16 protein-coding genes are annotated in these 22,363 nt (G+C 57.0%); 2 read left to right on the top strand and 14 right to left on the bottom strand.

The window, feature by feature from the left end:
* Positions 1–27: 27 nt before the first annotated feature.
* Entirely contained in the window at positions 28–579 is a 552-nt protein-coding gene (locus BEQ56_08005; GenBank protein ID AOH43422.1) for a hypoxanthine phosphoribosyltransferase, read from the bottom strand.
* Positions 580–735: 156 nt separating this feature from the next.
* Here BEQ56_08005 and BEQ56_08000 point away from each other — a divergent pair, with 156 nt between their 5' ends.
* Both BEQ56_08000 and BEQ56_07995 read left to right on the top strand, forming a co-directional pair.
* Positions 736–2,013: an adenylosuccinate synthase gene (locus BEQ56_08000; protein ID AOH43421.1), complete on the top strand. Its 1,278-nt coding sequence runs from the start codon at positions 736–738 to the stop codon at positions 2,011–2,013.
* Positions 2,013–3,422 carry an adenylosuccinate lyase gene (locus tag BEQ56_07995; GenBank protein AOH43420.1) on the top strand — a complete coding sequence of 470 codons (1,410 nt, stop codon included), beginning with the start codon at positions 2,013–2,015 and terminating at the stop codon, positions 3,420–3,422. The genes BEQ56_08000 and BEQ56_07995 overlap by 1 nt, the downstream gene beginning before the upstream one ends.
* Positions 3,423–3,617: 195 nt before the next feature.
* On the opposite strand, the gene BEQ56_07990 is transcribed toward BEQ56_07995, so the two are convergent.
* From BEQ56_07990 to BEQ56_07930, 13 genes are all read right to left on the bottom strand, one after another.
* A complete protein-coding gene (locus BEQ56_07990) occupies positions 3,618–6,929 on the bottom strand; it encodes a hypothetical protein (protein ID AOH43419.1) in 3,312 nt (1,103 codons plus the stop codon).
* A 365-nt stretch (positions 6,930–7,294) separates the two neighbouring features.
* Positions 7,295–8,734: a hypothetical protein gene (locus tag BEQ56_07985; protein ID AOH43418.1), complete on the bottom strand. Its 1,440-nt coding sequence runs from the start codon at positions 8,732–8,734 to the stop codon at positions 7,295–7,297.
* Complete coding sequence (locus tag BEQ56_07980) at positions 8,731–10,095, bottom strand: hypothetical protein (GenBank protein ID AOH43417.1); 1,365 nt, start codon at positions 10,093–10,095, stop codon at positions 8,731–8,733. The genes BEQ56_07985 and BEQ56_07980 overlap by 4 nt, the downstream gene beginning before the upstream one ends.
* Positions 10,096–10,125: 30 nt before the next feature.
* Complete coding sequence (locus BEQ56_07975) at positions 10,126–11,520, bottom strand: hypothetical protein (protein ID AOH43416.1); 1,395 nt, start codon at positions 11,518–11,520, stop codon at positions 10,126–10,128.
* 58 nt (positions 11,521–11,578) lie between these two features.
* Complete coding sequence (locus tag BEQ56_07970; GenBank protein ID AOH43415.1) at positions 11,579–12,250, bottom strand: cytidylate kinase; 672 nt, start codon at positions 12,248–12,250, stop codon at positions 11,579–11,581.
* Between the two features lie 22 nt (positions 12,251–12,272).
* Positions 12,273–14,057 (bottom strand): hypothetical protein, encoded by a 1,785-nt coding sequence (locus BEQ56_07965; protein ID AOH43414.1) that lies wholly within the window; start codon positions 14,055–14,057, stop codon positions 12,273–12,275.
* Between the two features lie 71 nt (positions 14,058–14,128).
* Entirely contained in the window at positions 14,129–14,716 is a 588-nt protein-coding gene (locus tag BEQ56_07960) for a DNA-deoxyinosine glycosylase (GenBank protein AOH43413.1), read from the bottom strand.
* 19 nt (positions 14,717–14,735) lie between these two features.
* A complete protein-coding gene (locus BEQ56_07955) occupies positions 14,736–15,359 on the bottom strand; it encodes a hypothetical protein (protein AOH43412.1) in 624 nt (207 codons plus the stop codon).
* A gap of 84 nt (positions 15,360–15,443) precedes the next feature.
* Positions 15,444–16,604, bottom strand: coding sequence for a hypothetical protein (locus BEQ56_07950; protein ID AOH43411.1), 1,161 nt, complete (start codon positions 16,602–16,604; stop codon positions 15,444–15,446).
* Positions 16,605–16,647: 43 nt separating this feature from the next.
* Positions 16,648–19,155, bottom strand: coding sequence for a hypothetical protein (locus BEQ56_07945; protein ID AOH43410.1), 2,508 nt, complete (start codon positions 19,153–19,155; stop codon positions 16,648–16,650).
* Between the two features lie 82 nt (positions 19,156–19,237).
* Positions 19,238–20,233: a hypothetical protein gene (locus tag BEQ56_07940; protein AOH43409.1), complete on the bottom strand. Its 996-nt coding sequence runs from the start codon at positions 20,231–20,233 to the stop codon at positions 19,238–19,240.
* 117 nt (positions 20,234–20,350) lie between these two features.
* Positions 20,351–21,562: a phosphopantothenoylcysteine decarboxylase gene (locus BEQ56_07935; protein ID AOH43408.1), complete on the bottom strand. Its 1,212-nt coding sequence runs from the start codon at positions 21,560–21,562 to the stop codon at positions 20,351–20,353.
* Positions 21,559–22,323, bottom strand: a complete 765-nt coding sequence (locus tag BEQ56_07930; protein ID AOH43407.1) for a pantothenate kinase — start codon at positions 22,321–22,323, stop codon at positions 21,559–21,561. The genes BEQ56_07935 and BEQ56_07930 overlap by 4 nt, the downstream gene beginning before the upstream one ends.
* Positions 22,324–22,363 lie beyond the last annotated feature (40 nt).

Below are 22,363 nucleotides of genomic sequence, written 5' to 3'. Positions count from 1 at the left end.
ATATACGGAATTTAAACCCCCACCGTTTTACTTGTAAACGGCGGGATTCAATACGCCGATATACGGAAGGTTCCGGTAGTAATCCGAGTAATCAAGCCCATAACCGACAACGAAATCGTCCGGTATCTCGAAGCCGCAGTAGTTCGGCGCGATGACGAGCTTGTGCTCTGTGATTTTATCGAGGAGCGTGATTGTCCTGACCGAGGCGGGTTTCCGCGACTTGAAGAGGTCTGTCAGGTATTGCAGCGTCAGGCCGGAGTCGATAATATCCTCGACGATAATAACGTGGCGGTCGGTGATATTCTTGTCGAGATCCTTGATAATCCGGACGACGCCGGTTGACTTTGAATTATTCGCGTAGCTGGAAACGGCGATGAAATCCATGAAAATCCGAGTCGACATTTTCCGGCAGAGATCAGCGTAAAAGAAGGACGCGCCTTTCAGGACGCAGACGAGGAGCGGATCTTTCCCGGCATAGTCGGAGGAGAGCTGATCCGCGAGTTCCTGGACGCGGGCCTCGATCTGCTGTTGGTTGTAGAGGACGCGGAGGATGTCGGTTTTTTCGTTGTTGATATTCATCGTGTTTCTAAACGCCTTTCGATTTCGTCGTAATCATTGGAACAACGATTAAATTCTACCATCTTTCCTCCCCGATTTCGACGCCTCAGGAGGCGGAAAAGGGCGTTTCAAACTATAATTTAAGCGGAAGAAAGTCGGAACGGGAGGAATCATACGATGAGTACATGTGCGATTGTCGGAGTGAATTGGGGCGACGAGGGAAAAGGGCGGATGGTCGATCTGCTCGCTCAGGATTACGATATCGTCGTTCGTTATCAGGGCGGGAATAACGCCGGGCATACGGTGATTAACGATTATGGAAAGTTCGCGCTGAATTTAATTCCGTCCGGGATTTTTCGAAGAGAAGTTATCAATATTTTAGGGAGCGGGACCGTCGTCAATCCGGAGCACCTCAGCGGTGAAATCGACAGGCTGACAGCGGCGGGCGTCGAGATCACGCCGGCGAATTTCGCGATCAGCGATCGCGCTGTCCTGGTCTTCCCGTATCATGTCGCGCTCGATGGGCTCGAAGAAAAGCGGCTCGCGGATAAAGCGTATGGATCGACGAAACGCGGAATCGCTCCGGTTTACGGCGATAAATATATGAAAAAAGCGATTCATGTCGGCGAGATCCTGTATCCCGAGAAGCTCAGGGCGCATCTTCGTTCGGTTCTCGATTGGAAAAATATTACGATCGAGAAGGTTTACGGCGCGGAACCGTTCCTCTTTGAAGACATGTGGAGCTGGGTCGAGACGTTCGGCGCGAAGATCAGGCCGTTTATCGCCGATACCGGCGCGATCCTCCGGAAGGGAAAGGCCGAAGGCAAGCAGATCCTTTTCGAGGCGCAGCTGGGAGCGCTCCGTGATATCGATTACGGGATTTATCCGTATACGTCTTCTTCGAATCCGCTGGCTGCCTACGCGCCGGTCGGATCGGGCGCGCCGGATATCAGGATTGACCGCGTCGTCGGCGTTGTCAAGGCATATTCGTCCTGCGTCGGAGAAGGGCCGTTTACGGCTGAATATTTTGGCGATGCGGCGGATAAGCTGCGCGAGGCGGGCGGCGAATATGGGGCGGCGACCGGCCGGCCGCGCCGCGTCGGTCCGATCGACCTGGTCGCGACGCGGTATGGCGTTAAGGTTCAGGGCGCGACAGAGATCGCGTTTACGAAGCTTGACGTCTTATCTTATCTGGATGAAATCCCGATTTGCTTCGCGTACGAGCTGAACGGCGAGATCGTCGCCGACTTCCCGTATCATTCGGTTCTTGAAGACGCGAAGCCGGTTTTCAAAACGCTGCCCGGATGGAAAACGGATATTTCCGGCGTGCGGAAGTATGCGGAGCTGCCGAAGGAAGCCCGCGACTATATCGAATATGTCGAGGCGGAAATCGGCTGCCGGATGAGCTTTATTTCGGTCGGCCCGGAACGCGACGCGTACTGCGTGAGAGCGTGATGGAAGACGTTTACGAGAGTCCATTTTCCGGCCGGTACTCGTCGGAGGAGATGCTTCGGCTGTTTTCGAAGCGAACGCGGCATGAAACCTGGCGGAGGCTCTGGGTTGAGCTGGCGCGGGCGGAACGCGAGCTGGGGCTTCCGATCCGTCAGGAGCAGGTCGACGAGCTGGCGGCGCATGTCGGCGATATCGATTACGCGGTCGTCGAAGCGAAGGAGCGCGAAATCCGTCATGACGTCATGGCGCATATTTACGCGTATGGGCTGGTTTGTCCGAACGCGGCCGGCATTCTTCATTTGGGCGCAACCAGCTGCTACGTGACGGACAACGCGGACCTCGTCCTTTATCGCGACGCGCTGAGGCTGATCCGCGCGGAGCTGATTCCCGTGCTGCGGAATCTGCGCGACTTTGCGCGGAGGTACCGGGCGCTGCCGACGCTGGGGTATACGCATTTGCAGCCGGCGCAGCTGGTCACGGTCGGGAAGCGCGCCTGCCTCTGGATTCAGGATTTATGGATGGATTTAGAGGAGCTTGACGGCGTTTCATGCCGGCTGCGATTTCTGGGCTGCCGTGGGACGACGGGGACGGAAGCGAGCTTCGTCGAGCTTTTTAATGGCGACACGACGAAAATCGATCGCATGAACCGGATGATCGCCGATGCGTTCGGGTTCGAGAAGCTTTTTGCGGTCAGCGGCCAGACGTATCCGCGTAAGCTGGACGCGCAGGTTTTGAACTGCCTGAGCGCTATTGCGACGAGCTGCTACCGGTTCGCTAACGATCTGCGCCTGCTTCAGCACATGCGTCAGATCGAAGAGCCGTCCGAATCGGCTCAGGTCGGTTCCTCCGCGATGGCGTATAAGCGGAACCCGATGCGTTCCGAGCGGATCTGCTCGTTGGCGCGCTACGCGATGACGAATGCGCTGAACGGACCGGCGACCGCTTCGGTTCAGTGGTTTGAGCGGACGCTCGACGATTCGGCGATTCGGCGTATATCGCTTCCGGAAGGGTTCCTTTGCGTCGACGCGATCCTGCGGCTGATGAAAAACGTGACCGGCGGGCTGAGGGTTTACCCGAAGGTGATCGCGAAGGCGGTCGGCGAGTGGCTGCCGTTTATCGCGACTGAAAATTTGCTGATGGCGTCAGTGAAGAAAGGCGGGAACCGTCAGGAAAGTCATGAGATTATCCGGGAACATTCACTGTCTGTCGCCGACGCGGCTAAGAACGGCGAAACGCTCGATTTACTGCGGTTGTTAGCCGAGGACGATCGTTTTAATCTTTCGGCGGCGGAGATCGAAGCGGCGCTGCGTCCTGAGGATTTTGTCGGCCGCTCCGCGGAACAGGTGGACCAATTCCTGGACTCGTTACCGCTTCCAGACAGCGACGTCGAGACCGGCGAGATCAGCGTCTGACGATCCTGTGGATATGGGAGCTGGTCCTGAGTGTGGCGTTTCGTGTTGGGCCGGAAGTTTTGAAACGACCGAACGGTTGCGTCCGCGGGCGCAGCGTTATCGATATCGAGTTGATCTGGGAGGTTGTAGCGCGCGGGGCGATAAGAGGCCCCGCGCGCTTTTGTAACCGGTGCTGATGAAGCGAAGGATCAAGGATCAGTTGATTTCCGACGCAGCGACATCAAAGAATATTTTCAGTCCGGCCTCAACCTTCGCGTCGTAGGCCGCGCGGTCGATCCCGACGAGGTCGGCGAACTGATTTGAGTTCATGACCATGCGCAGAATGCGGATGACGCTTTTCTGCAAATCCCCGAGCGCCAGCGTATTCTCGTCCGGATCGCCCAGCATGTCGATTGTATCCGGCCAGTCCTGATGGCCCCTGCTGACGTTGTCGAGGCTGGAAACCTTGACGAGCTTGTATGTAATCGTGACGACGTCCCCGTCTTCCTCAAAGGAAGCCGTTCCGGCGTCGCTCATTTCGGTCACGATTTGGCGGACGGACTTGTCGGTTATGACGTTATCGGTAACCGTTGGCAGGATCGTTTCGTCGAATGCCTGTTTGCTCGTCTTGGCGACGTAGGCTTTGCCCTCTGGGTCGGGTTTGTAATCGCCCCAGTCGGTTGTAGCGCGGTTGCGGACGAATGTTCCGAATGCGAACGTCGTGGCGACGGTCTTGGGATAGCCTCCGTTGATTGAGAGGCCGGCTTCGTCGAGCGCAATATCCGGTCCAACGTCGGTGATATATCCGAGCGTGTAGGACGTGTTATGGCCCGCCATGATGATATCGTTGCCGGCGTGCATGGATCGTGCGTCGGAGTAACCCCCTGCGCCGCCCCAGTCGGTCATGACCATTCCCTGAAATCCCCATTCTTTCCGCAGGACGTTTTCGAGGAGCTCATAATCGGAGCTGCCCGGTACGCTGTTGTTTGTGTTGTAGCAGCTCATAACGCCCATCGGCTGTGCTGATTTGACCGCGATTTCAAAGCCCTTCAGGTAGATTTCACGCATCGTGCGTTCGCTCATGTACGAATTGGACAGGGCCCGGGATGTTTCCTGGCTGTTGGCGACGAAGTGCTTGATGGTTGCGCCGACGCCTTCTTTGGCCTGCAGCCCTCTGGTTTCCGACGCCGCCATCATCCCCGATAGCAGCGGATCTTCTGAATAATATTCAAAGTTTCGTCCGCAGAGCGGGTTGCGATGAATATTCATTCCCGGCGCGAGCCACATGGTAACGCCCGATACGACCATTTCATCGCCAATCGCTGCGCCCATGTTATAGGCAACATCAAGATTCCAACTCTGCGCGATTGCGTTCCCGACCGGATAGGCGGTATTGAACTGATAGTACGTTTTGCCTTCATGTTCGAAGGACTGCGTCAGGCGCAGTCCGGCGGGCCCGTCGGCGTTCGTCGTATTGGGGATCAGGCGGGAAGAGATCATCAAGCCGTTCGTTTCGCCGGCTTCCCCGCGGACGTATGCGTCGTCGATCGCTTTCGCGTCTTCTTCGGAGAGGGCCGCGCCGTCGCGCGATCCGCCGCCCGCCGACTGCCCGTTGGCTGTCGGGGACTTGTTGCCGCCCTGTACGAAGTTCGCCAGCTCGGAAATCGTCAGTCCGGAGACGAATTCCTCGAGTGTCAGAACGCCGTTCCGGACATCCAGGAGCGTGTAGTATTCCGCTGCCCCGTCGGCTTCGCTGCCGCTTTTGACGCGGAAGTCTTTTAACTCAGCTGGTTCTTCGGCTACGGCGGCGCCGTTCTGGTCGAAATAGACCCGGATGATTTCATAAGGCGTATTCGTCTCGTAGTTGTATCCTCTGACGTTGACACGGTCGGTCGTCGCGGAGATATATTCGTGGACGTTTTCGTTGACCCCGTCGGCGTATACGGGTTCGCGGTTTTCCAGCGCGGCCGGATCGAGCGCGATCGTAACGTCGGTCGTCGCCGGGTCGTCGAGCGCAGTCCCTTCGGCGATCTTCTCGCGGAAGAGTTCGAGTTCTTCCTGGAACATGGCTTCAACCGCTTCGACGGTCGTATCGATTGTCGGAACGTAGGGCGGAACGGATCGCTGCGGCGCCGCGCCGACGTTGACGCCCGGGCGCGTCCGGACCATCTGGTTCGCGAGCTGCTCCGTGACGACGGAATCGACGAGCGTCAGCCTGGCGGCAGGCTTCGTATTCCGGCTGCTGTTACCGATGCGAAGGATGTAGTCGCCTTTTTCCATGACGTAAGCGGCTTTTTCTTCGTCGTAGGAGGACATCTCCGCAGCGTCGAACGTGATTTCCAATGTCTGGCTTTGGCCCGGGGCGAGCGTGTCGGTTTTCCCGAACGCGATGAGTTCCTGATACGGCTTATCCAGTTCGACGGCGGGCGCCGAGAAGTAGACTTCGACGACTTCCTTCCCGGCGTAGGTATCGCCCGTGTTCGTGACGGTTACGGCTGCTTTGATTTGCCTGCCGTCGACTTCAACGCTGTCGACGGTCATGTCGAACGTCGTATAGCTCAGGCCATATCCGAACGGATAAATAACTTTATCGGCGGCGTACTTGTCAAAGTAACGGTAGCCAGTATAGATACCTTCCGTATAAAGCTCGATATGACTTGCGTAGGGATCGTCCGGGTTGATTGCGGCGAAATATTTGGTCGAGGGGTAATCGTCGAGCGAAGATGCCCACGTGTCGGTCAGTTTTCCCGATGGCGTGACTGTCCCGTTAAGGAGGCTGACTAAAGCGTCGCCGCCCAACTGCCCCAGATTGCTCATCAGGACCAACGCGTTGGCGCCGGAAGCCTCATACCAGCTCGCGTCGATCGAAACAACGTTAAGAACGACGACGACTTTTTCGAACGCAAGGCGGAGGAGCGCGATGTTTCCCAACTCAGCGTCGGCGAGGTAATAATCGCCTTTGGTCGGCGTTCGGTCCGCGCCTTCGCCGGCGTTCCGGTTAATGACGTAGATCGCGAGATTGGTTTCGGCGCTTGTCTCGCGTACAAGATCGACGGGCAGAATTTCCTCCTGCGCGAGCGCCACGGACATCATCCCCGTGGACTGCGATGGGTGCGTTTCGTCCCAAGTCCGCAGGAAATCAGCGGTCAGGACCTCATAACCGGCGTTTTCAAAGCCTTCTAAAACGCTGACGCTAATCGACACGCCGTCTTTTTTCGTTCCGTCCAGATAAACGACGCGGTTGTTGACCGCACCGGAGCCGGTTCCGCCTTTAACCGTCTGAATCGCGCCGGGGCCGAAAAGCGCGATTTTCGTATTTTCTTTCGCAATCGGAAGCGTGCCGTCGTTCTCCAGCAGCACGACGGCTTCTGTTGCAAGCTGGAGCGAAATTTCCGCGCTCCTGATTTCATGTTCGGATACTTCGTCTGAAGTAGGGACGCTGAGGTCTGCGAAGGCGGGGGAAGCCGCGCTGAACAGCATGCAGAGCGCTAACAGCAGGCTTAACAGGTTATTTCGTGATTTGGACATTTGAGAATTCTCCTTTTCGTTACAGCAAAACAGATTTGCATATATAACAATTCTGCATAAAACTGTGCGTCACGAGGGAGCCTGAACGGACGTAAAAACAGACTCGTCGGCGCAGCTCCCTCCTTGTCAAGATCTCGTTTGGGGTCAACCTCCTTTCCTGTGAACATTGGAACAGCGCGATGGAATGGCGTTTGATAAGTAGATAATGTCTAACTCATTCCGGCTGAGCTTATGTGGATTGTAAGTGTTGCGGCAGCCTATTGTTAAGTCATCCGCAATATAAAAAAGTCATCAAAATGTCATGCATTTTTATGACATTTTGCATAGTTGTTCGACATTCGCGCCGTTATCAGCGGCTCCGTCCGTTATCCTTTCTTGTACGTCGAAGGAGACAGTAAAATCAGGATTGGGTAAATTTCGAGCCGTCCCATCAGCATTCCGAACGAGAAAACGACCTTTGCGAAGGGGCTGAAAACGCTGTAATCGGCGGCGGTCCCGAACAGGTCCAGTCCGTGCCCCGTGTTGTTCAGCGTCGCGACGACGGCGCTGAACGCGCTCGAAAAGTTCGGCGCGCTGAAACTCGTCAGCAGCAGCATCGTAAAGAATACAATCAGATACACGATCAGGTAACGCTGGATCCCTGATAGTTTTTTATCAGGAATAATTTCGCCGTCGAGGCGGATCGGAATATTCCGATTCGGATAAACCGCGAGGCGGAGTTCGCGGACGGCGGATTTCAGATAGACGATGATCCGATAAATTTTCATCGCGCCCGTCGTAGACCCGGACATCCCGCCGGAAAAGGCGAGGAGCAGCAGGATGATTTGCGAAAAAGTGGGCCATTTCGTCGCGTCGGCGATACTGAACGACGTCGTCGACAGGATCGAGGTTACGGTGAAAAAGGCCTCGCGGATCATCTTGAACGGATCGCGGTAAATCGGCCGCAGGTTGAGCGAAATCAGGATCCCGGAGATCAGGACGATCCCAAGGTACCAGCGGAATTCTTCGTCCCGGAAAAGCTTTTTGAATTTCCCGGTGAAGAGAAGGAAAAACAGACCGTAATTCATCGCGAACAGGAACATGAATACGGTCATGACGACGACGGCGGAAGGCGCCGAATAGACCGCTGCGCCGCGGTTGCTCGTGAAGAAGCCGCCGGTCCCGCTGAGCGAAAACGAGATCAGCAGCGCGTCAAACGCAGGCATCCCCGTCAGGATCAGCGCGGTTACGCAGCTCAGCGTGATAAGAATGTAGATGAGATAATAGATAAAAACCGAGGTCCGCGCGCGGCCGGATATTTTCTTTCCCGGATATTCGGCGCGCATGATATATACGCCGGTCGATCCTGCCGTCGGGAGCGCGGTAATGACGACGACGAGGATCCCGAGCCCGCCCAGGAAGAGCGAATAACTTCGCCAGAAAAGAAGCGAACGCGGAAAAACGCTCAGATCGGAGAAAACCGTCGCGCCAGTCGTCGAAAGCGAGGAACAGGATTCAAAAAAAGCGTCGGTAAAACTGATTCCCGTTGGGAGGATGACGTAGGGGAGCGCGCCGAAGAGCGTCAGCAGGACCCAGCCCAGTCCGACAATGACGAGGCCGTCGCGGGCGAAATAAGCGGTTTTTTCCCCGGGCAGTTTCGTCAGCGCGTTCCCCAGCGCGGCCATCAGCGCCATCGGGACCAGGAACGCGGCGAACGCGGCGGGCGGCTCGCGGTAATAAATCGCGACGATAATCGGCAGCGCCATCGTCAACCCCGCCGCCGTCAACAGGCGCCCGATCATGAACGCGATAACGCGGTGGTTCAAGACGCGTCTCCCTGAAGGACGCCGTCGACGGAGCGGATCGATCGGTCGGTTGAAATAATAATCGCTGAATCTCCCGGCTGGATCTCGGTTGAGCCGGAGGGGATGATCGTCTCTTTTCCGCGGGTGATCATCGCGATCAAGGTATTTTCCTTGAATTTCAGTTCTGTCAGCGGTTTGTAAATGACTTTGTCGCTGGCTTGAATGCTGAATTCGCTGAGCTCGATCCGCGATCCGGCGAGGCGGACGAGCCCGGTGATATCGGTTTTGCCGCGCTGGTCGAGGACGCGCGCGGTGCGTAGGATTTCCTCGGCGATAATTTCATGCGGCGTTACTGTCGTTTCGTCGTCCATCTCGCGCAGCAGCCCGAGCAGGTTCAGCCTGTTGACTTTTGTAATCGTTTTGTTGACGTCGTTCTGCTTTGCGAATATGGAAATAATCATGTTCTCTTCGTCGGAATTCGTCAGCGTGATAATCGCGTCGTAATCCTGAACCCGCTCCTCGGTCAGGAAGTTCAGGTTCGCGCCGTCTCCGATGACGGTAATGACTTTCGGGTACTTTTCGTTGAGCTGGTCCAGGGCTTTTTTCTGTAAGTCGATGACCTTAATCCGGTCCAGTATCTTCATCAGCATTGGGATCAGGTAATTCGTAATCCGGCTGCACCCGACGATCAGCGCGGATTGGATCGGCGGCTTTTTAATCCCGATTATTTCGTTCAGATGATTCAGGTTTTCAACCGTCCCGATAACGTAGAGCCGATCGCCCTCCCGGATCCGCGTCAGCCCGTTGGGGATCAGGATTTCGCGTTCACGCTCGATCGCCGCAATCAGGCACTTTTTCGCGTTCCAGTTGATCTCCCGGATCTGGAGCCCGGCCAGCACGGAAGGACCGGGGACCCGGACGGAGACGACCCAGATCGAATCGGTTTTCGTCCGATCTACTGTGACCGCCTCAGGGAAACGCACGACGTTGAAGATTTCCCGCGCGGATTCCATCTCTGGATTGATAATCAGGTCGATCCCTAATTCGTCGCGCATGAAATAAACCTGTTCCATGTATTCAGGGTTCCGGACGCGGGCGATACAGTAGTCGGCGCCGATTCGTTTCGCGGTCATCGCGGCGAGGATATTGACTTCGTCATGCGGCGAGACCGCGATGAACAGGCTGCACTGCGGAACTTCGGCTTCCTTAAGAACGCTGAAGACCGCGCCGTTCCCATGGACGCAGAGGATATCGTAAATCGTCCCGAGCTGATCGAGACGCTCGATGTCGGTATCGATGACGACGACGTCGTGATTTTCCCGGGTCAGGACTTCGCAGAGCTTTTCTCCGACCTGGCCGCCGCCGGCGATGACAATTTTCATGAATGGCCCCTTTCTTACCGGAATCCGGCTTTAAACGATCGGAACGGTCAGTCTTACCGTCGTTCCCTGGCCTAAACGGCTGCTGATCTCCAGCTTCCCGCGATGCAACCGCATGGCGTATTGAACGAAATCGAGGCCGTTAATTCGTTCGGTCTTTTTTCCGGTATTGGCGCTGCTCAGGATCGACTCAAGATCGATCGATGAAATCCCCGGGCCCTTATCGCTGATTTCGAGATACCAGTCGGTTTTCGAAAACGTCAGCCCGACCTGGATTGGATCGCTTCCGGTTTTCGAATAGCGGATCGCGTTATCGAGAATATTATAGATCGCCAGGGTTAATAGCCAGGGGTCGCCAAGAACTTCGCCATTCTGAACGATGACGCCTTCGATTTCTTCCAGCTCGCATTCGATCGTCAGGTTTTTTTTTGCCGCGGCGGTTCGCAGGTCGTTAACGACGTCGCGCAGGATATCTCGGACGTTCGTTTTCTGCATCGCGCCCTCGACCGGCTGTGGGAAGTTTTGATAATGCCGCTCGTCAAGCTTCAATATTTTCGCCAGACGGTTCAGGTCGGTCTTCGCCCTATTGAACGGTTCGCGGCTGGAAACCGAAATCGCGCCGATACTCTCGATCATCGCGAATTGAGATTGAATTTTTTGGACAAGGAGCTGAAAATATTCGAGTTCGTTGGTGTTGAACCGTGTAAATAAATCGCGGTTCGCATGGTTTGCGAAGACGAAAAGGCTTCCGGTTTTCCCGTCCGGGAAGAGCAGGTTGACCAGCTGAAAATGGAAATCGACAGCGAGGCGGTCGAACCGCTGTTCACCGCGGACCTGTTCCCGGAACGCGTTATAAAACGCGACCTTCTGCGGCAGCGCTTCGAAGGTGACGTTCGCGGCGGTCAGCGACGAAGCGGGAATATAAATCATCGCCGGCGAATTCAGGCTGTCGAGAAATTCAACGTACGTATTGGCAAGCATCTGCGTCGTCAGGTCGTTTTGACGCGAGACGCTGATCTCGTCGACGATCCATTCGCAGATCGACGCGGTCAGCTTCGGGAGGCGTTCGTCGCGGTCTTCCAATCGATAAATCAGCCAGGCGAAGCCCGCGTACGCTTTATTCGCGAAGATTGAACAGAAAAAAGCGCCGCAGCCGGTCATCGTCAGGCCGCTGAAGGGCGCGGATTTGGATATATCCGGAATCGTCAGCTCTGTCTGGCTGCGCATGATTTCAAGAAACTTCAGGTCAAGCGTTTCCAGCAGCGAATTGTTGGTTCCCTTGATAAACGGGTAGTGCTTTTCTCCTTTTTTTACGCCTTTTCCGCTTTTTCCGTTCGAATCGATCAGGATCAACCGCAGGCTTACCGGATTAAACGCGAAAAGCGTATCGAGCATCCGGTTGATTTTCTGCTGCTGTTTCTGGTTCATGCCTGATCCCGCTTTCGTCCGGTTCGACGATATCGAAAAAGTCGGCGCCCGGAGACGATCAGCCGACCCATTTCAGGATTTCATCGACGACTCCTTCCAAATCGAGATCGTCCGTGTCGATTTGGATCGCGTCGGAAGCGGCGATGAGCGGCGCGACGGCGCGTTTCGAATCGTTTTCGTCCCGTTGCTGAATATTTTTCAGGACAGATTCGTAAGTCGTGTCGATCCCGTTGGCGATATTTTCCGCCTGCCGCCGGCGCGCGCGGACTTCGGTTGACGCGAGGAGAAATATCTTGAGCTCTGCGTCGGGAAGAACGACGGTTCCGATGTCACGGCCAACCAGAACGGCGCTGCCGCGGCGGCCGATCTGGCGCTGTTGGCCGGTCAGGAGGGCTCGGACATCGGGAAGCGCGGCTACGGTCGAAACGTTGGCGTCGATGACCGGAAGATGCAGGAGATCGCTGCAGTCGCGCTGGTTCAGGAAGATCCGCGTTTCGCTGCCGCTTGGGTCGTTTCGCAGCTCGAACGTCATGGCGCGAACGCGGCGGACGATTTCGTCGCTTTCGGGAAGCGTTTCTCCGCCGTTGAGCGCGGCGACGGCTGCGGCGCGGTAAACGAGCCCTGTATCAAAGAACAGATAGCCGAGGCGTTGAGCAAGGCGTTTCCCGACCGAGGTTTTTCCTGAAGAAGCGGGACCGTCGATAGCGATTTGAGAGGGGCGTTTCGTCATGTGTGATTTCATGCGTATTCTTTCAGTTTGCGTACAGCGCGGAGGTTTTCTCCCAGAGCGTCAGGATTTCAGGCGCGGCCGGGAGGTCCCGATAAACGACCCAGTTCAGCCAGTCGAGATCGCTGAGCGCGGCGAAATCGATCGTTCGCGTTCGGACGAAATCCATGCCGCTGCAGGAATGCAGGAGCTGCTGCGGCTGGCCAAAGGTCAGGTAGAAATCGAGATCGCCGAGCGTTTCCTTGATTGGGAACGGCGAAAAAACGACCTTGGGAAACGCCCGGAGCGACCAGCGGTACCCGGCTTCTGCGGACGGTATGCCGGACAGCACGACCATGCCGCGAATTTCTGTCGGGCTGCGGTGCGACTTGCCGCTGAGTTCGTTCAGCGTCGGGATCAGGACGCTGTCGTCGATAAACCTCTGATTCCCGATCAACGGAAGAACCGCGTCGCTCGCGGAGGCCGGGGAATCGTTCTGATGCGAAAAGCCGGCGGCGTCCCAGGCGTTGGCGATCGAAACGGCGAGCACGGCGATCAGGAACCCAACCGTCAGAGGCTGGCGCAGGCTTCTGGCGGAGAAATAGCGAAGGATCATCGGTACAATCAGGAGGACCGCGATCAGGACGATTGTCGAGATGATAAAAAACTGCTGCGCCTGCGTAAACGGCAGCGTGACCGATCCAAGCGCGGCGGCCGTCGTCAGCGTATTCGCCTGTCTGGCGAAGCGAATTGCGACGCTCGCGGTCAGGAAGATCCCTAAGAGGAAACCGATCGGAATAAAGATCGAAATCTTTTCCAGAAATCCGCGGCAGCCCGGTTCCCGGTTCAGGAGCGAGTCGAGCTCGACCGCCCCGACCAGCGTCATCAGCGGAGCGACGAAAACAAAAACGAGCGCGCCCTGATTGAAGAGCAGCAGCGCCAGCGCGGCGATCAGGCATCCCCATGACAGCAGCAGCTTCGTTCGGTTCTGCGTTCGGTTTCCTTCGATCCACGCGCCAATCGTTAAAACGATCCCGAACCCATCGTAGACGATCGCAAGGAGGAGCCAGACCGACTCGGGAAGCTGGATAGAGGCATCGTTAAACGCTGAGATGAGACCGGAGCCGAGGATTCCGATTCCGGCGGGATTCGCGAAGAACGAAACGGCGAAGAGAAGAGCGAGCGCGAACGCGACGCAGAGCGTTCGGGACGAAAACGCACGGGCAAAACTACGGTGCGGCTGAAATTCGCCATTGAAAAGCGCCGCGTCGAGGAGACTGACGACCGTAGTCACGATGGCTGCCGCGAGCGCGAGCGGGAGGCTGCGCTGAAGCGAGGCGAGTAGTGCGCCGGTCAGGACCGGGATCCAGCGATTGGCGCGGTTGAAAATCGCGGCGGCAAGATAGGCGGCGAGCGCAATGACAATCGACGCTTCGTCCGCGCGCTTCCCCCAGGCGATCAATCCCGGATCGAGCGCGAGCAGCAGCAGCCACAGCGTCAGCACTTTCGGCGACAGCTTCTGACGGAAGGCGAACGGTAAAAAGAGGAGAGAAATCCCGAAAATCGCCGGAGCGAGCCGCGCCGTGAAGTTATTCGCTGTGAAAAGCTTGAAAAGGAGCGAAGTCAGGAACAGGTAGAACGGCTGCGTTCCGTCCGCGGGAAAATTCGGCTCGACTGACGCGAGCGCGGCCGAGGCGTTGATCGCTTCGCGCTCGGTCATGGTTAAATCCGCCAGCCCTGCGAAGCGCAGCCCGATCCCGAAAGCCAGCAGGGCCAGGATCAGGAGCTTATTTCCTGTTGTAAAAAATGCCGTCGTTTGTCTTGCTTCCATGTTTCAATCAGCCTTTAAAACGAAATTGTTGTCATTTAACGCACCCCAAGGGGGCACAGATTTATTTTAGTTCAATTTCCCGGCTTTCGGCCGAAACCGGCGCTGAAGCGGGGACGCGCCCGGCTCGGTTCGGAGCCCAGGAGAAGCGCGCGATATCGCTCGATCAGCGTCTCCAGCGGTATCGCGCAGTTCGCCGGGCTGGGCGATGGGAGCCGTGTCGCCGGGAACCCCGTTCGCATTTCGCAGTATTTCGTATAGAGAGCGTACGCTTTCGTCCCGGTCGTAAATACCGTTTGGATCTTTGACCCCTGAATCAGCGTCTCGATTGGATTGACCTGGGTCGCGGAGATCGATTGATCCGACGCGCCGACGATCCGGCAGGCCCCGACGACGTCCCAAAGCGCGATTCCCGCGCTTCGGCAGAGGGCCTTTTTTTCTTCGATCGTTCCCGGGAGCGGCAGCCCGAAGACGGCGGAAAGGACTGTCCAGAAGCGATTGCGCGGATGGCCGTAGTAGAAGCCGAATTCGCGCGATTTCGGCGACGGGAACGTCCCGAGGATCAGGCGCGTCGATTCCGTGTCGTGGAACGGTTCGAACGGATGCGTCAGGAACTGAGCTCCGGGGGCCGGGTCAGGTTCCGGATATTTCCGCTGCGTCATTGGCTTTTTATCTCCCGTTTTATTCCTCCGGCCCGGCTGTCGGCCTGTCGCGGAAAAAGCGCAGGATCGGATAATCGGGAATATGCGTTTCGCGCTTGATATAGTAGCCGATAATCCGTGCGTACTCGCCTGAAACCGTCCGCCAACCCTGAACCGACGCCCACCAGGTCAGGGCGCTGAATTCGGAGCGGTCCGCGCCGACGTATTGGACGTCATAACCGGTATTGGCGAAGGTATCGCTGTAGATAATCCGCGTTCGGCGCAGGTGCCAGGCGTCGGTCACGATGATAACCGATTTCGCGTTCAATTCAACCATGCGCTCAACGATCGCGGTCGCTTCCTGTCCGGTATTTTTGGCGATAAAGTCTGAAAGGAAAATCGCTCCGCCGGGAACGTTGAGAGCCTGAAGCTGCTCGACCTGGAGCTGGTTATACGGCGTCTGATAATCGCCGTAATTCCGCCCGGTATTCGTCAGCAGGATCGATTGCGCGTAGCCATCGAGGTAAAGCTGCGCCGCTTTTTCGAGGCGAACCGAATCGTTCCCGCTCAGGACCGTAATCAGGTCGGCGGGCCTGGGATCACTGTCGATCACGAGGTATTCGCCCGCGCAGAGAAAAAGCACGACCACGCCGATCAGGATCACGAGGAAGAGCCGGGAACGAGGGCGGCGATTGGAACGGGGCATTATTTGCGCTGACATGCCGGAATCGACGTGGTAACCGGGCGCTTATTTCTTCCGGTACGCGCCGATCATTTTATCGAGCGCCTGACTTAATCGCGCGCGGTTCGTTCCGAAGTTCAGCCGGACGAAGCTTCCGTACGCGTCCCCGAAGGTTTTTCCGTCGTTAAGCGCGACTTTTGCGTTGTCGAGGAAGAACTTAAACGGCTGGTCCGCGATTTTCGTTTCCGAAAAGTCGAGCCAGGATAAGAATGTCGCCTGTGGTTTGGATTGCCGGACGTCCGGGAGCTCTGCTGCGACCGTTTGAAAAACGAAGTCGCGGTTGGCTTCGAGATACGCGTTCATCTGCTTCAGCCATTCTCCGCCATACTGATAGGCCGCCAGTCCGCCGTACTGCGACAGCAGGCTGACCTGCGGAGCCAGCCCCCTCAGCGCCCTCGCGTACCGTTCCCGCAGCGTTGGGTCCTGAATGATTCCCACCGAACAGGCGAATCCAGGAATATTGAACGTTTTGCTGGGCGCGATCAACGTCAGACAGCGGCTGCCGATATCCGGCGCAATGGAGGCGATGGGCGTATGATTTTCGCCGCTGTAGATAATATCCGAATGAATTTCGTCGGAGACGATGACGACGTGATGCATGGCGCAGATATCCGCCATGCGGGTCAGTTCCTCTCTGGTGAAAACGCGGCCGGTTGGGTTCTGCGGGTTGCAGAGGACGAACATGTCGACTTTCCCGGAACGGATCCTGGCTTCAAAGTCTTCAAAATCGATCTCGTAGCGGCCGCTTTCGGCGTTGAACACGAGCGGATTCAAAACGGATTCGACCTGGTTATTCTGCGGCCCGGTGAAAAAGGGCGGATAGGCCGGCGTTTGGATCAGGACGGCCTGACCCGGGCGGACGAACGCGCGGCAGGCAAAGTTGTAGCCGGAGACGATCCCGGGAACGAGGAAAACGTCCTCTTCTTTGATGGCCCACTGGTAACGATCAGCCATACGCCGGACGATCGTCTCTTTGAATCCTGGGATTTCAATCGCGTATCCGAAAACCGGATGCGACAGGCGTTTTTGAATTTCGGCGACGATTTCGGGCGCGACCTCGAAGTCGGTATCCGCTACCCAAAGCGGTTGAACGTCCGCCGGATAAATTTTCCATTTAAACGAATCGCTGTGGCTGCGATCGACGGTTTTATCGAAATCATAAATCATCGTAGTCTTACTCTCCGTGATAGAAATCTGTAAATCAGCTTCATTATACCCGCTCCGGCCGCGCCGGATCCAGTTCAGAAAAGCCGCGCCCGATCGCGAGCGCCGCGGCGACGCCGCCGAACCCTTCCTCTCCCGGCGCGCCGACGCAGCCGGGGCAGCCTTCGACGCAGCCGCAGCCCTGGATCAGGTCGCAGACGGCAATCGCCAGCTCGCCGAACCGGTCCTGAACCGTTTGGCTCAAGCCCAGCCCGCCGGGAACCGTTTCATAGAGGAAAAGCGCCGGCAGTCCGTCGAAAGCGGAGTGCTCCGGATCGCACCAGCAGTTTAAATCGTTTACGTCGCATTCCAGGAAAAGCGCGGCCAATTGATGGAATGCGTTCGCGAATCCGCTGAGCCCGGATTTGATCCGGACCGCTTCTTCAACCCGCCGATGACATTCGGGACAAAGCGCCGCCAGGTTTTCCAGCGCGTTGGCGGTCTCGCGCGAAGCGAAGCTTCGGAACGGGATCTTATGATGAACGTGAAGAAAGTCGTCTTTCCCGACCCTGCCGCAGAGCTGACAGGTATTCAGGTCGCGGGCGAGGACGGCCTTCCGGAGCTGCGGCCAGTTTTCGCCGTAGTCGTTCGCGTCATTTGTCCAGATGCCTTCGTCCCGGAGCCGGTCGCGGAATGTGGCGGAAAGGATGAGGATGAACGCTTTTGTGTCGATCGAATTGGCCGGAAGCTCTAACGGGAAGACGCCGAGCGACTCGCCGGTTTCGATATCGGTTTTTTTATAGCCGACGACTTGTGTCGTAACGGTAACCGACCCGATCAGCGTTTTTCCGTTTACGGTTTCACGCTCGCGTTCGGTTTCATTGACCGAGATCCGCCGCTGTTGGTCCGCCTGCGTCAGGTAGGTTGGAACCGTCGGAACGGCGAGCGCGGAATTCTCGTCGAGATTCAGCTCCTCGATCCGATATGCCTTGCCGTTATGGAAGTAGATCGCGCCCGGATGGATCATCCAGTAAGCGGAGGAACGGTCGATTTCGCCGATTTTTTCGAGCTTTCCCATGCGGTTTTCGCTTCGGATATGAATCCGGTCGAGACCGCTGTTGCGGAGGGAGACGGTCCGCTGCGGCGTGTCCGGGGCGATCCAGTAATACCGCCCGCCGCTGAAATGGGCAATGCCGGCGGTTCGAAAATAATCGAGGATCTCCTGCGTCGCGTCGAGCGACAAACCGCCGAATCGTTCGTCGGCCGCGAACGGGAGCTCAAACAGCGCGCATTGAAGATGCTGGTACAGGAGGAGCAGGTTATCCGGATCGATCAACGCCGGTTCGACGCTGCGGCTGAAAATAAATTCAGGATGCGAAACGATATACTGATCGGTTGGGTTCTGAGACGGGACGAAAAAGAAAATTGAATCGCGCCGGTTCCGTCCCGCGCGTCCGAGACGCTGGTAAAAAGCGGCGATCGAACCGGGGTAGCCGATCGAAAGAACCGCGTCCATCCCGCCGATATCCATCCCGAGTTCCAACGCGTTCGTCGCCGCGACGCAGCGGGTTTCCCCGGATTTCAGTCCGGCTTCGATTTCGCGCCGTTCGGACTTGAGGTAGCCGGAACGATAGCCTTGCGCCGGGACGCCGAAATCGCGGAGACGTCGGACCGCCGATTCGACCGACTGCCGCGAGGAGAGGAAGACGAGCGTCTGCCGTCCGGCCTGGGTCAGCTCGCGCGCGAGTCTTGCGCCGGTAAAAACGCTTCCGGCCCGGAGATGGAATTCCTGGTTGACGATCGGCGGGTTGACGAAATAGATATCCCGTTCGCCGCCGCCGCTCTGGTCGTTGAGAATAACTTTACAGCGGCGTTCGGTCAGCTTTTCCGCCAGCTCTCCGGCGTTTGAGAGCGTCGCCGACGCTAAAATGTAATGGTGCGGCTGGGCTGTTTTCGTGTAGAAAGAACAGATTCGGTTCATGCGCCGGAAAACGTTGGCGGCATGCGAACCGAATACGCCTCGGTAGACATGCGCTTCGTCGACGACGACGATTTTCAGGTTCTGGAAAAAGCGCGCCCAGCCGGGATGAAACGGAAGGAGCCCGAAATGGACCATGTCCGGATTCGTCAGCAGGATCCGGACGTTTTCCTTGATAACGCTCCGGTATCGCGGGTCGGTATCGCCGTCGAAGACCGCGATCTGCGAACGGAATTCGGGGAGGAGGCGACGGAATGTCGTCAGCTGGTCCTGCGTCAGCGCTTTCGTCGGAAAGATCAGCAGCGCGCAGTCGACCGGCGACAGCAGCGCCTGCTCAAGAATTGGAACCTGGTAGCAGAGGCTCTTCCCGCTCGACGTCCCGGTGGCGACGACGACGTCGTCATGGTTATAAACAGCGGTCAGCGCCTCGGCCTGATGACGATAGACGCTGAAGATCCCGCGTTCGGCGAGGCGGAGCCTGATCCGCGCGTCGATGAAGGAAGGGAAAGGGACGAATTCCGCTTCTTTGGCGGCTAAATGCTTGCGATAGACGACGAGCTCAGGATCGGGCTTGAACTCGGACGGCTTTTTCTGCATGGGACGCATTATTTTTCGAAAGCAACGTGAAAACGGGGCTCAGGGCGCGATTGCATCAACGCCCTGAGCCTACTCTGTAAATTCAGTTCGGTTTGTCGGTATCGTTTAATACGGACGGCGCGGCGGTCTTTTTCGATCGCTTCCCGCGGCGGATCAGCCAACGGAAAATCAGGATGAGCGGGACAATAATGATCAGCAGGTACGGCAGCGCCGCGATGACGAAGTAGATCAGCGCGTCGATGAAATCCTGTCCGGTATTGATGAAGTCGTTGACCGCGCCCCGGACCGTATCGTTCGGGTTCCATTCGTTCCCGGCGATAACGATCGGGTCGGGAATCGAGAGGATCTGAACCGAGATCGAAGACAGCCGCGCGCTTTGCTCCATGTATTTTATCTGGCCCTTGCTGATTTCGATTTCCTCGTTGACGTCGGCGATTTCGTTATAGACGGAAAGCGTGTCTTTGACCGTTTTCGCCGATTCCATGATCTCTTCCAGCTTGGCTTTCTTCGCTTCAAGGCTTTTCAGGCGCGATTCCTGATCGACGTATTCGTCGGTGATATCGTCGCCATAGACCCGCTTGCTCAGGATGTCTTTTCCCGGGTTCTCGACGAGCGCTTCGATTTCGGCGATCGCTTTTTCGAATAAATCGGCGCTGACGCGAATCTGAATGTCGGCTTCGGGCTTATCGGTTGCGTAGGATTTATAGACCGATCCGGAAACGACGTAGCCCTGATTGGCCGCGGCGATCGCGCGAACCTGATCCGAGGCTGCGGCTGGGTCGCCGACCTGAATCGAGATCGTCCCGTTTTTAATAATCATGCGCTCGATACCGGATCCCTCGGCTGCGGCGGGCGTGTCAGGGGTGTATCCGGCCAGATCAGCGGACTTTTTCTCCGACATCGACGCGGATTCGTCGTAATTCCAATCCATGGCCTGCCCGGCTTCCAGAAAAGCGGATTCCGGCGCGGCAAGGCCTGAAGGACGGTCGTTATGACGGCTTCCACAGCCGGTCAGCGCCAGTGCCAGAGAAGTCAGAAGAAAAAAACGGATCAGTTTACGATAACAGGGTAGATTCATGGGTACGACTCCTTTTTTATGATTCAGCGTTCCGCTTTCTAAGCGGTTCGTGTTGGATTTGAACGACTTAATTTCAGGACGCGATCCAGGCGCGAAAGGTTCCCGCTTTTTCGCCGGTTACCGAAGCTTTTCGGCGATCGCTTCAATCACTTCGGCGGCGAGCGCGTCTTTTTTCATCAGCGGGATTTCTTTTCGCGTTCCGCTGGCGAAAAGAATCGTCGCGGCGTTGTCGTCGGCTCCCATTCCGCGGTCCTTCGCAGAAATATCGTTGGCGACGATCAGGTCGAGACGCTTCCGTTTCATTTTCTTTTCCGCGTTCACGAGGAGATCCTCAGACTCAGCGGCGAAGCCTGCGACGATTTTCAGCCCGGGATATCGGCAGCGGGTTTTCGCGACTTCGAGGAGAACGTCCTGCGTCGCTTCCAGCTCGACCGTCAGGCTTTCCCCGGTTTTTTTAATCTTTTGAGCGGCAACGGCCCTGGGTCGGAAATCCGCGACCGCTGCGCACATGACCAACGCATCCGCTCCGGGAAGATTTTCGAGAACCGCGGCGAGCATTTCCTTCGCGGAGTCGACTTTCTGAATCGCTGCGCCGTAGGGTTCGGGAAGGGCTTCGACTGTCGTAATCAGCGTGACGTCCGCGCCGCGGTCGAGCGCGGCCTGAGCCAGCGCGAAGCCCTGTTTCCCGCTCGATCGGTTCGTCAGGAAGCGGACCGGATCGAGCGCTTCGCGCGTCCCCCCGGCCGTGATAACGATTTTCTTCCCACGAAGATCGTTGGGACGCGAGAGCTGGTAGCGGATCGCCCCGACGACTTTTTCCGGCTCAGAGAATCGTCCGAGTCCGGTCATCCCGGAAGCGAAGCGCCCGTATTCAGGGCCGATAAAGATTCCGCCGCGTCGCCGGATCGTTTCGATATTCGCCTGTGTCGCCGGGTTCTGGTACATATGGCCATCCATCGCCGGCGCGATCAGCAGCGGGCAGTCCGACGCGAGAATCGTCAGCGGCAGCAGCGTATCGCCCCTCCCGAGCGCAATATCCGCCATGGCGTTCGCCGAAGCGGGGGCGACGACGACGCAGTCGGCGGTATGTCCCAACGTGATATGCGGGACATGGTCTTCGCTCGTCCAGAGGCTTTCATTCGTGCAGGCAGCGCGTCCGGTTACGGACCGGAACGTCAGCGGCGTGACGAATTTTTCGCCGCCCGCGGATAAAATAACGTCGACGAGCGCGCCCATCTTCGTCAGCGTCGAGGCGATTTCAACGGCTTTGTACGCCGCGATCGAGCCGGTCACGCCGAGAATAATTCGTTTTCTGTAGACAGGGTTCATTTATTTCTTTCCCAATATAATCGAAGTCCGGTCAGGGTCAGCCATGGGTTGACGTCATGAAAAACGTCGGTATCTTTCGCTAAAACTTTCGACAGTCCGCCGGTCGCGATAATTTTCATGTCCGGCGAGATTTCCCGGCGGTAGCGCGCGGCCATTCCCTCAACCATGCTGATATATCCGTAATACAGACCGGATTGGATTGAATCGATCGTGTTGGTTCCGACGACGGAGGGCGGACGGGCGATCGCGACGGTCGGGAGCTGGGCGGTTTTTTGCGTCAGCGCCGCGGCCGACGTGTTGATCCCGGGGGCGATCGCCCCGCCGATATAGTTCCCGTCGCGGTTCAGCAGGTTGAACGTCGTCGCCGTCCCGAAATCGACGAGGCAGGCCGGATAACCGTACTGGTGCCTGACGGCCATCGCGTCGATAATCCGGTCCTGCCCCAGTTCGCGCGGGTTATCGATCAGGATTTCATACCCCAGGCTGCCTTTATAATCAACCAGGACGATCGGACGATCCAGATAGTAGCCGCAGGCGTCGACGACGCGCCCGGTGACGATCGGGACGACGGACGCGATGCAGATTCCTTCGATGGAGAGCGGCTGGATCCCGTTATGCTCGAGAAGGAAGCGGAACTGCATTCCGTATTCATCCGGCATCATGTCGCGATGGGTCGCGATCCGCCAGCGCATGATAATTTCGGCGCCCTCGAAGAGCCCGATCGTCAGATTCGTATTTCCGATATCAATTCCTAACAGCATACGCGGTCTTTTCCGTAATTCTCTTTGATTCTCTTTATTT

It is taken from the genome of Anaerolineaceae bacterium oral taxon 439, assembly GCA_001717545.1.
Classification (GTDB): Bacteria; Chloroflexota; Anaerolineae; order Anaerolineales; family Anaerolineaceae; genus Flexilinea.
This window is presented reverse-complemented; position numbering and strand designations above follow the sequence as displayed.